We start from the raw sequence: 13,569 nt of genomic DNA, 5'->3' as shown, positions 1-13,569 counted from the left end.
CAGCAGCAGGCCGAAGGCGAAGCCGGTGCCGATGAAGGAGCCGAAGGTGCCGATGTAGAGCAGGCTCATGGTCCAGAAGTGGCGGTCGGTGACGGCCGAGAGTTGGCCGCGGGCGTCGGAGCGCACGTGGGTGAGGTTGTTCATCGAGCGCAGGGCCCACCAGGTGGCCAGGGCGATCAGGGGCAGGTAGAACAGCGGCACCAGGTGGGGTGCGGAGGTGGTGAAGGCGGCGATGACGGCCAGGCCGACCAGTTGCACGGTGGCCACGCCGATGTTGCCGCCGCCGGCGTTCAGACCCAGCGCCCAGCCTTTCTCCTTCTCGGGGAAGTAGGAGTTGATGTTGGCCATGGAGGAGGAGAAGTTGCCTCCGCCCAGGCCTGCGGTGGCGGCCAGGGCCATCATGAGCCAGAAGGGGGTCTGGGGGTTCTGCACGGCCACCAGGGCGGCCAGGGTGGGTGCGATGAGCAGGGCGGTGGAGACGATGGTCCAGTTGCGTCCGCCGAACAGGGGCACGGCCAGGGTGTAGGGCACGCGTAGCACGGCGCCGACGAGGGTGACGGTGGACAGCAGCAGGAACTTCTGCTCCGGGGTGGTGGAGAAGCCGTGCTCGGGGATCATGAACAGCACCAGGACCGACCAGATGCTCCAGATGGAAAAGCCCAGGTGTTCGGAGGCGATGGAGGCCCACAGGTTGCGGCGGGCGATGGGGCGGCCGCTCTGGGTCCAGAAGCGGGGGTCCTCGGGGTTCCAGTGGCTGATCCAGCTGGGCCGGGTGCGGTCGGGGCGCAGGTGGTCGGTGAGGGGCACGGGTCTGCCTTCCTGGGGCGGGTGGGTGGCCGCCTCAGAACTTAGGCAGGGCGGGTTGCGTGCAGGTGTCCTGCCGTAACGTGCGCGCAACGGTCGGCTCACCCGGGGCAGGTCGGGGCGGTGAAGGGGGGGTGTTCGGGGCGCAGACAGGCGCCGGGGCGTGTGGGACGGTGTGCGCATGTGTGCGCGGGTGTGGGAGTGGGACGGTGCGGGGGCCGGTGAGCAGGAGCGGGCGCAGTGGGCGCGTGTCTATGCCGGCGGTGAGGCGCAGGTGGCCGGGGGCGGGCTCTCGGCCGGTGAGGTGGCCGAGCGGGTGCGCGGTTCGGGTTCGCCTCAGGTGTGGCGGTGGGCGGCGTGCACGGGGTCGGGCGGTGCGGTGGTGGGTGTGGGTGAGTTGCGTCGTCAGCCCTTCGATGCGTCGGTGGGTGCGTTGCGGTTGTACGTGGAGCCGGGTGCGCGCCGTCAGGGGTTGGGGACGTGGTTGCGGGCGGCGGCGTTGGAGCGGGCCCGGTCCGAGGGGATGGAGCGTACCCAGAGCACGGTGGTGGCCGGGCCGCAGGGTGAGGATTTCGCGCGTACGAGCCCGTGGTTGCGCACGGTGCTGGCGCTGGAGCTGCACCAGCAGGTCTTGGACGAGCCCACGCTGGCGCGGTGCCGGTCGCTGGCGTCCTCGCCGCGTCCGGGATATCGGCCCGCGCACTGGGTGGGCCCGGCCCCTGATGCGTTGGCGGCCTCTTTCGGCCGGGTGATGGGGCACCTGTTGGAGGCTCCGGGTGCGGGGTTGCGCGGGGCCGGCCCGTGGGGTGCGCAGCAGGTGCGGGCCTGGGAGCGGCGTATGGGCGAGGACGGGGCGCGCCTGGTGGTGGGTGCGGTGTTGGACCGCACCTCTGACGGGGTGGTGGCGGCCACGGCCAGCACGGTCACGCGTGCGCAGGTGGCGTTGCAGCACGACACGGCGGTGTTGCCGCAGCACCGGCGCAAGGGGTTGGCGATCCGGGTCAAGGCTGCTCAGGCGCTGCGTATCCACGAGTACTTCCCGCACGTGCGGGTGTTGTCGGTGATGGTGGAGCCGGCGCATGCGGCGATGGTGGCGCTGAACCGGTCGCTGGGGTATGCGCGTGTGGGTGAGCGGTTGTTGGTGGAGGAGGATCTGCGCCGCGGGTGAGCGGGTCCGGCCCGGGCGGCCGGGGTAGGTGGGGTGCATGGATGGGCGAGCGGTTCTGGTGGTGGGCGGCAGCGGTTCGACGGGGCGGCGTGTGTGCGCGGAGCTGACCGGGGCCGGGCATGCGGTGCGGTCGGTCTCGCGTTCGGCGCGGGTGCGCTTCGACTGGGCCGATCCCAGCACGTGGGATCAGGCGGTGGACGGTGCGCGTGCGGCCTATGTGATGGCGCCCGACGGGGTCGGGGTGGATCCGGCGTTCCTGGAGCGTGCGGTGGAGCTGGGTGTGGAGCGGGTGGTGCTGCTGTCCAGTGACGCGGTCGAGGAGATGGGTGATGAGCGCCTGTTGGCCGCGGAGGAGGCGGTGCGTTCGTTGGTGCCCGAGTGGACGGTGTTGCGTCCGGACTGGTTCGACCAGAACTTCGACGAGGGTGTGCTGGTCGAGCAGGTGCGTGCGGGTGCGGTGGTGGTTCCGGTGGAGGGGGTGCGCCAGGCGTTCGTGCATGCCGGTGACATCGCTGCGGTGGCTGCGGCGGCGCTGACCCGTGAGGGGTTGCAGGGGCGCACGTTGCGGGTGACGGGGCCGCGGGCGCTGTCCTTTGCCGAGGCGGTGGCCTTGGTGGCTGAGCAGGCCGGGTTCGCGGTGCGTTTCGAGGGCGGGGCGAAGGATTTTGTGCGGGTGCTGACGCAGGCGGGTGTGCAGGGCGGTGAGATCGACCGGATGCTGGCCTCGTTCGCGGCGCTGGTGGAGCGTGGTGATGCGGTGCCCTCGGGTGTGGTGGAGCAGGTGACCGGGCGCGCGGCGGTGGATTTCGCGGACTTCGTGGTGGAGGCGGCCCCGGCCTGGCGGGTGTGAGGAGGTCGGGTACCCCACCTGATCCTACTGGCCGGTAACATCGGGGTATGAGCCTCGACCCCATCGATGAACCCTTCCGCTTCGACCGCGACACCGCCGTGGACAAGCTCGGGGACGGCGCGTTCACCGCCACCCTCAGCGATGCCTGGACCACCTTCACCACCCACCCCAACGGCGGTTACGTCCTGGGCGCGGCGTTGGAGGGGCTGGGCCAGTGCCTGTCCCAGCCCGACCCCCTGGCCGTGTCCGCGTTCTTCCTGCGCCCGGCCGCCCCGGGCCCGGCCACCGTGCACACCGAGGTGGTGCGTGAGGGCCGGCGCACCGCCATGGGCCAGGCCGTGCTGGAACAGGGCGGCAAGCAGATCGTGCGAGTGGGCGCCACCTACGGCGACCTGGCCCCCGACCCCTGGGCGCGTGAGCTGAACCTGCAGGGCCCGCCCGAGCTGCCCGACCCCGAGCAGTGCCTGGTCCCGGCCGAGTTCGAGGGCTCCCAGGGGCCCTCCATCGCCGCCAGCGTGCAGTACCGCTACCCCTCCCGTCCGGGCTGGCTGGACGGGCGCACCGACGGCCACCCCCACGCCGAGTTCTGGATGCGCTTCGCCGACGGGCGCGCGGCCGACACCCGTGCGCTGGTCTCGATGGTGGACTTCGCTCCCCCGGCGGTGCTGGAGATCGGTGAGTTCCAGACGGTGACGGTGGAGCTGAGCGTGCACGTGCGCGCCCGCCCGGCGCCGGGGTGGCTGGCCTGCCGGGTCTTGACCAGGCACGTCTCCGGCGGGCTGCACGAGGAGGACGTGGAGCTGTGGGATGGCCGGGGCACGCTGGTGGCCCAGGCCCGCCAGCTCGCGATGCTGCTCTGAACCCTCGACCCTGTGTGGGGCCCCGGCCGCCGTGGTGCGGCGCGGGCCCCTTTTTTGTGCGTGCGGGCGGGACTCAGACCACGGCGCGGAAGTGGGTGGTCAGGCGGTGGTCCTCATCCAGCAGGTGGAAGGCCACGCCCGGGGGCTGGTCCATGGCGGCGGTGTGTTCGCTGTCCCAGGGCATGGGTGCGCTGCGGATCAGGGCGGGGGCCAGCAGCAGGGGCAGACCGGCGAAGGTGGTGACGCCGCCGGTGTGGGCGTGGCCGACCAGGATGCCGGCCACGCGCGGGTGGGCGCGCAGGAGTCCGGCCAGGTCCTGGGCGTTGTCCAGGCGTATCTGGTCGGAGATGGGGTGGTGCACGCGCGCGGGCGGGTGGTGGAAGGCCAGGAGCGCGGGGGTCTGGCCTTCCAGGGATTCCAGGGTCTGGTTGATCCACATCAGGGTGGAGGCCTGCAGGTGTCCGCCGCCGTGGCCGGGGACGGTGGAGTCGCACACGAGCACGGCGGTGCCGTTGACGTGGTGGAGCTGGTTGATGGGCTCCGCCGAGGGGGTTTGGCCCAGCAGGTGGCGGCGCAGGGCGGCGCGGTCGTCGTGGTTGCCCGGGCAGGTCAGGACGGGGAAGGGCAGGTCCAGGAGCTGGGCGGCGCGGCGGTAGTCGTGCTCGGATCCGGTGTCAGCGACGTCGCCGGTGACCAGGAGGGCGTCGGGGCGCCGGTGCAGGCGGGTGAGGTGGTCCAGGGTGCGGGTGGTGCGTTCGGTGGCGCGTTCGCTGCCGTCCAGGTGCAGGTCACTGATGTGGGCGAGCAGAAGTGTCAACGGGGGTCCCTCCACCGGCGGGCCGGGCCGGTCTTCTCACGGTTCGACGCTTTTTTCGTGAGAACGCTAGTGCGCGCCCCGGGGGCGGGCAACCGGTGTTGTGGGGCTGGGTTGGGGCTCTGAGCAGGGGTGAGAGGGCGCGCTGGGGCGGGTGTGCGTCGGGCGGGTGCCCGCTTCAGGTGTGGGCGGGTGTGGCGGGGTGGGTGCGCCGGCGTGTGCGCCTGCGGCCCAGGATCCCGTGGCGGGGTGAGAGGAGGTAGGCCAGGGTGAAGGCGCCGGCCTGGGCCAGGACGATGGATCCGCCGGTGGAGACGTTGAGGTGGAAGCTGGTGAACACGCCCAGGACGGCTGCGGCCACGGCCACGGCGGTGGCGATGGCGAGCATGCGTTCGAAGCGGTCGGTGAGCAGGTAGGCGGTGGCGCCGGGGATGATGACCATGGCCACGACCAGGATGATGCCCACGGCCTGCAGGGCGACCACGACGGTCACGGCGAGCAGGCCCAGCAGCAGGGTCTCCAGCAGGCGGGGGTTGAGGCCGATGGCGTGGGCGTGCACGCGGTCGAAGGCGTACAGGGTCAGGTCGCGGTGTTTGAACCAGACCACGGTCAGTACGAGGGCGGCCAGGACGAGGATCTGGACGATGTCGGTGTCGGTGACGCCCAGGACGTTGCCGAAGAGGATGTGGCCCAGGTCGGTCTGGCTGGGCACGCGTGAGATCAGGACCAGGCCCAGGGCGAACATGGCGGTGAAGACCACGCCGATGACGGCGTCCTCCTTCACGCGTGAGGTGCGGTTGACGGCGCCGATGAGGGCGACCGAGCCGGCGCCGAAGACCAGGGCGCCCAGGGCGAAGGGCAGGCCGAACATGGCCGAGAGTACGACGCCGGGAAGGACGGCGTGGGAGACGGCGTCGCCCATCAGGGACCAGCCCATGAGGGTCATCCAGCAGGACAGGACGGCGCAGACCACGCCGGCGACCACGGCCACGAGCAGGGCGCGTTGGACGAAGGCGAACTGCAGGGGCACGGCGAAGAAGTCGACCAGGGCGGTCAGGGCATCCATACGGGGCCTTCCTCGGGTGTGTGGACGCCGAAGGCTTCCATGAGCAGTTCGGGGCGCAGGACCTGGTCGGGGGTTCCGCGGGCCACGACGCGGCGTTGGAGCAGCACGGCGCGGTCGCACAGGGCGGGGACCTGGGCCAGGTCGTGGGTGGACACGAGCAGGGTGTGGCCCTGTTCGCGCAGGGTGCGCAGCAGGTCGATGATGGTGGATTCGGAGTGTTTGTCGACGCCGGCGAAGGGTTCGTCCAGCAGTAGGACGTGGGCCTGTTGGGCCAGGGCGCGGGCGAGGAAGGCGCGTTTGCGTTGTCCGCCGGACAGGGCGCCGATCTGGCGGTCGGCCAGGTCGGTCAGGCCGGTGCGGTGCAGGGCGTGGTCGACGGCCTGGCGGTCGGCGGGGCGGGGGCGGCGCCGGGTGCGCATGTGGCCGTAGCGGCCCATCATGACCACGTCGCGTACGCGCACGGGGAAGGCCCAGTCGACCTGTTCGGACTGGGGGACGTAGGCGAGCAGTCCGGCGCGGCGGGCGGCGGTGTGGGTGCGGCCCATGATGCGTACGCGGCCGTGGTCGGGGCGCACGAGTCCCAGGAGGGTCTTGAACAGGGTGGATTTGCCGGAGCCGTTGGTGCCGAGCAGGCCGCAGATCAGCCCTTGGGGCACGTCCAGGTCGACGTGGTCCAGGGCCAGGACGTCGCCGTAGTGGACGGTGGCCCCGGTGACTTCGATGGCGGCGGTGTCCTGGGTGGGGGTGTTCACTGTTGTCCCTCCCCCTGGGGTGTGAGGCCTTGGGCGATGGCTTCGGCGTCGTGGCGCAGCAGGTCGAGGTAGGTGGGTACGGGCCCGTCGGCCTGGGAGAGGGAGTCGACGTAGAGGGTTGGGCCCAGTTCGGCGCCGCTCTCGCGGGCCACGGCCTGTTGGGAGCTGTCGTTGACGGTGCTCTCGCAGAAGACGGTGGGCACGTCGTTGTCCTGGACGAAGTCGACGACGTCGGCGATCTGTTGGGGTGTGCCCTCGTTCTCGGCGTTGACGGGCCACAGGTAGGCCTCGGCCAGGTCGGCGTCGCGGGCCAGGTAGGAGAAGGCGCCTTCGCAGGTGACCAGGGCGCGGGAGCGTTCGGGGACGGCTTCCAGGGCCTGGTCGAGGTCGGTGGCGACCTGGTCGAGGTCGTCCTTGTAGTCCTGGGCGTTGTCGGTGTAGGTCTGTGCGCCGTCGGGGTCGAGTTCGGTCAGGGCGTCGCGGATGTTGTCGACGTAGATCTGGCCGTTGTCGGGTGACATCCAGGCGTGGGGGTTGGGTTCGCCCTCGTACTCGCCGGAGGTGACGGGGATGGTGTCGATGCCTTCGGTCAGGGTGCGGGTGGGGGCGTCGATCTGGTCGGTGAACTGGTCGAACCAGGCCTCCAGTCCGAGGCCGTTCTCCAGGATCAGGTCGGCCTCGGAGCCGCGGACGAGGTCGTCGGGGGTGGGTTCGTAGCCGTGGATCTCGGCGCCGGGGCGGGTCAGGGAGGTGACTTCGAGGCGGTCGCCGGCCACGTTCTGGGCCATGTCGGCCAGAACGGTGAAGGTGGTCAGGACCAGGGGGCGTTGGTCGCCGTCGTCGTCGGCGGCGCCGCTGGTGGTGCAGGCGGCCAGGGTGAGGGCGAGGGCGGCCGCTGCTGTGGCTGTGACCGGTGCGGTCCTGTTCATCAAGCGTCCCAACCTCCAAAGTTCGGCTCGCCTAACTTTTTACCACAACCTGGACGAACAGCACAGTGGCGGTCCTTGCCGGACATGGGTGGGCAGTGCTCCGCCGGCCCCGCAGCCGTGTGCGCGTGGTGTCCCTGCCTCCGGGGCCGCGAGCCCTACACTCTTGGCCCATGACCACCACCGACCCCCTCCAGCGCACCACGCTGGAGCTGCCCGAGGGCCCGCTCAGCGTTGTGACCGCCGGCGACCGGGGCACCCCGGTCGTCCTGCTCGGCGGTGGAGGCCTGGACAACGCCCTGCTCAGCTGGCGCCACCTGATGCCGGACCTGGCCACCGACCACCGCGTGGTGGCCCCCGACTGGCCCAAGCAGGGCCGCAGCCGCCCCTGGAACGGGGTGGCCGACCACGCGTGCCTGGTCGAGGCCCTGCAGGCGGTCATGGACCACTTCGATTTCGAGCGCGCCCACTTGGTGGGCCTGTCCCAGGGCGGTGCGGTGGCCCTGGCCCAGGCCGTGGCACGCCCCGAACGGGTGGACAGGGTGGTGGCCATCGCCCCGGGTGCGATCTGTGCCTACCCGCCGGGTGTGCACCAGCTGCTGTGGGTGGCTGCACGCAGCCGCCTGCTCAACACCACGCTGCCCACCCTGCTCGCGCGTGACCGCTCCCGGGTGGCCGCTCTGGCCCGTCGCGGCCTCTTCGCCGGCCCGGTCGCCGACTTCGACGACGTGGTCGAGGAGATCTTCGAGGAGGCCGCCCAGAACGGGGCCGGTTCCTCCGACTGGCAGAACACCTCAGTCAACCCGTGGGGGCTGCAGGTGGACCTGCGCCCGCAGCTGGAGCGCATCAAGGCGCCCACGCTGTTCCTGCAGGGCGAGTACGACGTGGCGGTACCGCCACGGGCCGCGATCGGGGCGGTGCGCCGGGTCCCGGGCGCGCGCCTGCGCATGCTGCGCGGCAACGGGCACTGGCCCAACCGCCAGTCCCCCGGCCTGGTCAACCGGCTGGTGCGCGAGTTCCTGACCGAGGGGGTGCCCGAGGCCGGTCCCGGCAGCCGCGGCGAGAGCCCTGTGTGAGGCGAGGGACACCTGGGCCCCGTTCGGGCCCGCCCAGGGGGTTCGGGGCGGTAGCCTCGTGGTTCGTTCTGGCCCTTGTCGCAGGAGGTATGCGGTGCTCGACACCTGGACCGCGATCGACTTCGAGACCGCCAACAACGATCGCGGCAGTGCGTGTGCCGTGGGTCTGGTCCGGGTCAGCGGCACACGTGTGGTCGAGCGCTACAGCACCCTGATCCGCCCGCCCCGGGCTGTGGACTTCTTCAGTTTCCACAACACCGCGGTGCACGGCATCACCGCCCAGGACGTGGCCGGCGCGCCCGCGTGGGAGCAGGTGCACGCCGACATCGTCGAGTTCGCCGACGGTTCCCCGCTGGTGGCCCACAACGCCGCCTTCGACGTGGGGGTGCTGCGCCAGGCCTGCGCGCACAGCGGCATGGCCCACCCCGAGTGGGACTACGCGTGCACGCTGGCCCTGTCACGGCGCACCTGGGCCCAGTTGCCCGACCACAAACTGCCCACCGTGTGCGCCCACATCGGCCACAGCTTGAGCGCCCACCACCGGGCCGACGCCGACGCCGAGGCCGCGGCCCAGGTGTTGCTGGCCGCGATGGAGTACCACGGCACGACCAGCCTGCTGGAGCTCTCGGGCGCCTCCGGTCTGCCTCTGGCCCACCTGCCCGCCGGCGCCCCGGTGGCCGCGCCCGCACCCGCGGTGCGCAGCGGCGGCGGGGAGGACCGATTCAGCCGGTGGCAGCGCCAGGCCCGCAGTCCGCTGCCTCAGGCCTCGCCCGACGCCGACCCGGACGGTCCCCTGTTCGGGCAGGTCGTCTGCATCTCCGGCGACCTGCGGTCCATGGACAAGACCGAGGCGTGGAAGCGTGTGGCCGAGGCCGGCGCTCACCCGGCCAAGAACGTGACCAAGAAGACCGGTGTGCTGGTGGCCGGGGGCAACGACCACGGTGGCAAGAGCTCCAAGCACCGCCAGGCCGAGGCCTACGCCGCCAAGGGCCAGCAGATCCGTATCGTCGACGAGCCCGCGTTCCTGTCCCTGCTGGGCCTGGACGACACCTGAGGCACACCGGTCGGAGCGCGCAGAAGGGGGCGCCCCGGCAGGAGACGCCCCCACGTGTGTGCTGCGGCTCAGTGGTCGTTGTTGGAAAAGCGCAGGACGGCCCCGTTGTCGGAGCTGGTCTGGCCGTGGTCGAGCAGCTCGGTGAAGGACGCGTGAGAGGCCACCGCCGAGCGCAGCATCAGGGCGCTGGCCGGGGCACGGAAGAGGTCCTGTTCGGGCTGGCCCAGTTCGGCCGGGTCCTTGGCCACCAGGATGGGCTGGTGCAGGCTCGCGTGCAGTTCGCTCTCGCCCTCGCGTTCGGCCCCCAGGAACAGGGTCTGCACCCGTGCCTCGGTGAGCATGTGCACGGCCTCGTCGGTGCCCTTGACCGCCTGGTCGTTGGCGAGTTTTTGCTGGTAGTCCTCGAGCGCGGTGTCGTGCTCGTCGACGATGAAGTCTCTCAGGGCCTGCTCGGCGGCCGAGTGCAGGCGGGCCTGGGCGTCGGGGCCCCCGCGCCCGCCCGGGATGTGGCGGATGGGTGTGGTCAGCTGGCGCGGGCCCAGATTCTCGCGCAGGTAGGCGATGGCTTCCTCGTCGCCCCCGACCAGGATGATCTTGGCGTCCACCGCGCGCACGGCCTCGCGCACGTGTTCGGCGACCTTGGCGGTGTTCTCCCGCCACATCTCCTGGGCGGCGTGCTTGGCGTTGCCGCGCCCGCCCAGTCCGCCGCGCTGGCCCGGGCCCCCGCGTCCGCCCGGCCCGTCGAGTCCGTGCATGGTCTCGCCCTCGGAGTCCTCTTGCAGGACGGGGCGTTCGGTGGGACGGTCGGTGTAGCCCACGACTTTGGCGTTGACCCGGTCCAGGGCCACCAGGACGTAGGGGATGTGGCGTCCGCGGTCCACGACCAGCGGGAGCGGGTCCGGTACGGGCATCCAGGTGGCGTGGTCGCTCTGGGGTGGGATGGCCAGGGTGTGATCGCCCAGGAGTTGGCCCTGGGAGGCGAACAGGGACTGGCCGTGGTGGCCGTAGGAGCGTGAGGAGCCGTTGCCCACGGCCTCTTCCAGGACGTCGAGGGTGGCGCGGTCGGTGCCCAGCTGGGCCAGGTGTTGGCGCAGGTGGCGCCAGCGCAGCTCGATCTCCTTGTCGCCGTCGGTGCCCTGGCGGCTGGTGTCCAGGTGCACCGAGGCCACGGGGGCGTCGGTGCTGTAGAGAGGTCGCAGAAAACCCAGGTCCATGTGCGCGCAGGGCGTGTGTTCCCCCGCCCCGCCCCACCTCCTTCTCGGGGTCGGCTTACGGACATCCTGGGACACACGGTGCGATCTGGACATAGGTGTGGCCGATGTGAGCGTGCTCCTTGTCCAAGGATTTGCCCGCCACTGACCTGGGGCGCCGCGCGTGCGGGAGCGTGTACACCCGAAAGTGTGTATCGAAGTGGTGACGGAGTGCCTGTCGCGGTTCGTATCAGGGTCGCAGGGGTATTGGCTGTGGGCGGATGACCGGAAACCACCAGTTTCGGTGGTCCTCATCGCGTTCGAAACGATCCAAGACGACGAAGGACACCGATGTCCACCGAACCCCCAGCAGCACCACCCTCGCTGCTGCGCCGCTACCTCGACATCCCCCTCATCTGGAAGATGGCCGTCGCCCTGGTGTTGGGCATCGTGGCGGGGCTGGCNCCCGGGCGGGAGCCGCTCGGCGAGATCTTCCTGAGCCTGCTGCAGATGCTGATCTTCCCGCTGATCATCACCACGCTGATCGTGGGGGTCACCTCGATCTCCCCGCAACGCCTGGGGCGCATCGGCGGAAAGATCTTCCTGTTCTACCTGATCACCTCGGCCTTCTCCATCGCGGTGGGTCTGGCCCTGGCCCTGGCGGTCTCGCCCGGATCGGGGCTGAGCATGCCCGGTGAGGCCGATGAAGCCGCCGAGGTGCCCTCGGTGGTCGAGACGCTGGTGGGCATCGTGCCCGCCAACCCGTTCGAGGCCCTGGTCGAGGGCAACGTGTTGGCCGTCATGTTCCTGGCGCTGGTCTTCGGCCTGGCCCTGACCTACATGATGAACAGCGACGACGAACGCGCCCAGGACCTGGGGATGTTCCTGCGCAAGGGCACCGACGCCGCCGCCGAGCTGGTCTTTCGTGTGGTGCGCGGGGTGCTGGAGTACGCGCCGGTGGGTGTGTTCGCCCTGATCGCCGTGGTGCTGGCCGACACCGGTGCCGAGGCCATCGGGCCGCTGCTGCAGCTGACCGCCGTGGTCTACGGTGCGGTCATCCTGATGATCGTGGTCTATGCGGTGATGCTGTTGCTCTTCCGCGCTCCGGTGGGCTCCTTCTTCGCCGCGGCAAAGGACCCCATGGTGACCGCGTTCGTCACCCGTTCCAGCAACGGTGCGCTGCCGGTCTCCACGGCCGCGGCCAAGCGTATGGGTGTGCGCGAGGGTGTGTACGGCTTCAGCCTGCCCCTGGGCGCGACCATCAACATGGACGGCACCGCGATCTATGTGGGTGCGGCCACGGTGTTCGTGGCCAACGTCGCCGGGCAGTCCTTGACTCTGGGCGAGTTGGCGACCGTGGTGCTGGTGGGTGTGCTGGCCTCCATCGGGACCGCGGGTGTGCCCGGCGCAGGTCTGATCATGCTGACGATGGCCACCCAGTCGGTGGGCCTGCCCATGGCACCGGTGGCGTTGGTGGCCGGTATCGACGCGTTGTTGGACATGGCCCGCACCATGTGCAACGTGACCGGGGACCTGGTGGGTACGCGCATCGTCGCCTCCACGGAGAAGGGGATGTTGCGCACGCCCGGGCAGGAGGACGAGGAGGACCCCGAACGCCGGCGTGTGTCCTCTCCCCCGGCCGGCACTGATCCGGGGGACGGCGATCGGGGGGGCCTGGCGTGAGGATCCCTGACGCACCGGCTGTTTCCACGGGGCCGCCGCCCTTGCTCCCTTCGGGGCGCAGGGGCGCGGCCCTTGGTCGTGTGCGGGTCGGTGTTGTCAGGGGCGCAGGTCGGCGCGCACACGCTCCAGGAAGGACAGCAGGGCCCGGTCGAAGGCCTCGGTGCGTTCCAGGTTGGGGGTGTGCCCGGCGCCGTCGATGCGGGCCACGACCGAGTCGGCGATCTTCAGGTGCATGGCCTCGGTCAGGTCGGGCGGGGTGAAGTCGTCCTGGTCCCCGACCACGAGCAGGGCGGGTGCGCTGATGTGGCGCAGCAGGCCCAGGTGGTCGGGGCGCTGTGCCCGGCCGCGCAGGGCGGCCGCGGCGCCCTCGGGCGGGGCCTGGCACATCATGGTGTGCACGCGGGCGGCGGTGGGGGCCATGGTGCGCACGTTGTCGGCGCTCATCATGCCCACGATCATCTCGTCGGCGTAGCCTTGCATGCCTTCGCGGGCCAGGCGGTCGGCCATCTGGTGGCGGCGCTCTTGGCCCTGGGGGCTCTCCGGGCGCGGGTCGGTGGCCACCAGGGTCAGGGAGTCGATGCGGTCGGGAAAGAGGCGGTACAGCTCCAGGGCGATCTGGCCGCCCATGGAGGTACCCACCACGCTCACGGCGGGGATCTGCAGGTGCTCGAGCAGGGCGCACAGGTCGCGGGCGAAGGTGGCCAGGCTGGTGGTGCCTTGTACGACGGTGCTGTGGCCGTAGCCGCGCAGGTCGGGGGCGATGGCCCGGTAGCCGTGGTCGGCCAGGGTGGGGATCTGGGGGTGCCAGAGGGTGTGGTCGAAGGGGTGGCCGTGCACCAGTAGGACGGGGTGGCCGCTGCCGTGGTCGGCATAGCGCACGTCGATGCCGCGCACGGCGGCGGTGCGCGTGTGCGGTCCCGGTTCGCGGGTGTTGGTCGAAGGTGCCACGGCCTCTGATGTTAGTGGGGGGCGTCGTTGTTCAGGGCCCCGCCCCCGGGGGTGGGAGGCGGTGTGCCTGGTGGGCGCGGGGGCGCGGCCGGACCGCAGGCGCAGCGCCTGCGGTCCGGCCGCCGTCTCCCGCCGTCCTCGGGAGGCGGCGTGCGCCCGGGCCCCTTGTCGGGGTCCGGCCGGGCCTGCCCGCACGGGCCCGGTCCCTGGGGAAGACGCGTCCCGGGGCGGTTCGGTTCTGGGGTCTGTTCGGTGGAGGCCGTCCGTTGCTCCGGCCGGCTGCTGCGCCCCGCCAGGCGTCCGTTGAGGGCGGTGGCGGGTGACGGGTGGGCGCAGCCAACGCAGCGAGAGTGCCGCTGGGGCGCCGCGCAGCAGGTG

13 protein-coding genes are annotated in these 13,569 nt (G+C 71.4%); 6 read left to right on the top strand and 7 right to left on the bottom strand.

Annotation, left to right across the window (positions count from 1 at the left end):
• Positions 1-807 (bottom strand): MFS transporter (locus D474_RS0100850; protein ID WP_017611711.1); only part of this gene is annotated, 807 nt, incomplete at its 3' end.
• A gap of 178 nt (positions 808-985) precedes the next feature.
• Here D474_RS0100850 and D474_RS0100845 point away from each other — a divergent pair.
• Genes D474_RS0100845 through D474_RS0100835 form a run of 3 tightly spaced genes read left to right on the top strand, consistent with a single transcriptional unit; the run spans position 986 to position 3,682 of the window.
• Complete coding sequence (locus tag D474_RS0100845; protein WP_017611710.1) at positions 986-1,972, top strand: GNAT family N-acetyltransferase; 987 nt, start codon at positions 986-988, stop codon at positions 1,970-1,972.
• Positions 1,973-2,009: 37 nt separating this feature from the next.
• Positions 2,010-2,822 (top strand): SDR family oxidoreductase, encoded by an 813-nt coding sequence (locus D474_RS0100840; RefSeq protein WP_040702860.1) that lies wholly within the window; start codon positions 2,010-2,012, stop codon positions 2,820-2,822.
• Between the two features lie 47 nt (positions 2,823-2,869).
• Entirely contained in the window at positions 2,870-3,682 is an 813-nt protein-coding gene (locus tag D474_RS0100835) for a thioesterase family protein (protein WP_017611708.1), read from the top strand.
• Between the two features lie 73 nt (positions 3,683-3,755).
• Here D474_RS0100835 and D474_RS0100830 read toward each other — a convergent pair whose 3' ends face one another.
• The 4 genes from D474_RS0100830 to D474_RS0100815 form a co-directional block, all read right to left on the bottom strand.
• Positions 3,756-4,499 (bottom strand): metallophosphoesterase, encoded by a 744-nt coding sequence (locus D474_RS0100830; RefSeq protein WP_017611707.1) that lies wholly within the window; start codon positions 4,497-4,499, stop codon positions 3,756-3,758.
• Positions 4,500-4,674: 175 nt separating this feature from the next.
• A complete protein-coding gene (locus D474_RS0100825) occupies positions 4,675-5,562 on the bottom strand; it encodes a metal ABC transporter permease (RefSeq protein WP_017611706.1) in 888 nt (295 codons plus the stop codon).
• Complete coding sequence (locus tag D474_RS0100820; RefSeq protein WP_017611705.1) at positions 5,550-6,314, bottom strand: metal ABC transporter ATP-binding protein; 765 nt, start codon at positions 6,312-6,314, stop codon at positions 5,550-5,552. Before D474_RS0100820 ends, D474_RS0100825 begins: the two co-directional genes overlap by 13 nt.
• Positions 6,311-7,243: a metal ABC transporter substrate-binding protein gene (locus D474_RS0100815; protein ID WP_017611704.1), complete on the bottom strand. Its 933-nt coding sequence runs from the start codon at positions 7,241-7,243 to the stop codon at positions 6,311-6,313. The genes D474_RS0100820 and D474_RS0100815 overlap by 4 nt, the downstream gene beginning before the upstream one ends.
• Before the next feature lie 170 nt (positions 7,244-7,413).
• Here D474_RS0100815 and D474_RS0100810 point away from each other — a divergent pair, with 170 nt between their 5' ends.
• Both D474_RS0100810 and D474_RS0100805 read left to right on the top strand, forming a co-directional pair.
• Complete coding sequence (locus D474_RS0100810; RefSeq protein WP_017611703.1) at positions 7,414-8,316, top strand: alpha/beta fold hydrolase; 903 nt, start codon at positions 7,414-7,416, stop codon at positions 8,314-8,316.
• 94 nt (positions 8,317-8,410) lie between these two features.
• Entirely contained in the window at positions 8,411-9,370 is a 960-nt protein-coding gene (locus tag D474_RS0100805; protein WP_017611702.1) for an exonuclease domain-containing protein, read from the top strand.
• Between the two features lie 68 nt (positions 9,371-9,438).
• On the opposite strand, the gene D474_RS0100800 is transcribed toward D474_RS0100805, so the two are convergent.
• Positions 9,439-10,584 carry a baeRF2 domain-containing protein gene (locus tag D474_RS0100800; RefSeq protein WP_017611701.1) on the bottom strand — a complete coding sequence of 382 codons (1,146 nt, stop codon included), beginning with the start codon at positions 10,582-10,584 and terminating at the stop codon, positions 9,439-9,441.
• Positions 10,585-10,911: 327 nt separating this feature from the next.
• Here D474_RS0100800 and D474_RS0100795 point away from each other — a divergent pair, with 327 nt between their 5' ends.
• Entirely contained in the window at positions 10,912-12,243 is a 1,332-nt protein-coding gene (locus tag D474_RS0100795) for a dicarboxylate/amino acid:cation symporter (RefSeq protein ID WP_017611700.1), read from the top strand.
• Positions 12,244-12,339: 96 nt separating this feature from the next.
• On the opposite strand, the gene D474_RS0100790 is transcribed toward D474_RS0100795, so the two are convergent.
• Positions 12,340-13,191, bottom strand: a complete 852-nt coding sequence (locus D474_RS0100790) for an alpha/beta fold hydrolase (RefSeq protein ID WP_017611699.1) — start codon at positions 13,189-13,191, stop codon at positions 12,340-12,342.
• Positions 13,192-13,569 lie beyond the last annotated feature (378 nt).

Origin of the sequence: Nocardiopsis salina YIM 90010, from assembly GCF_000341025.1 — a bacterium.
In the GTDB taxonomy this organism is placed as follows: Bacteria; Actinomycetota; Actinomycetes; order Streptosporangiales; family Streptosporangiaceae; genus Nocardiopsis; species Nocardiopsis salina.
This window is presented reverse-complemented; position numbering and strand designations above follow the sequence as displayed.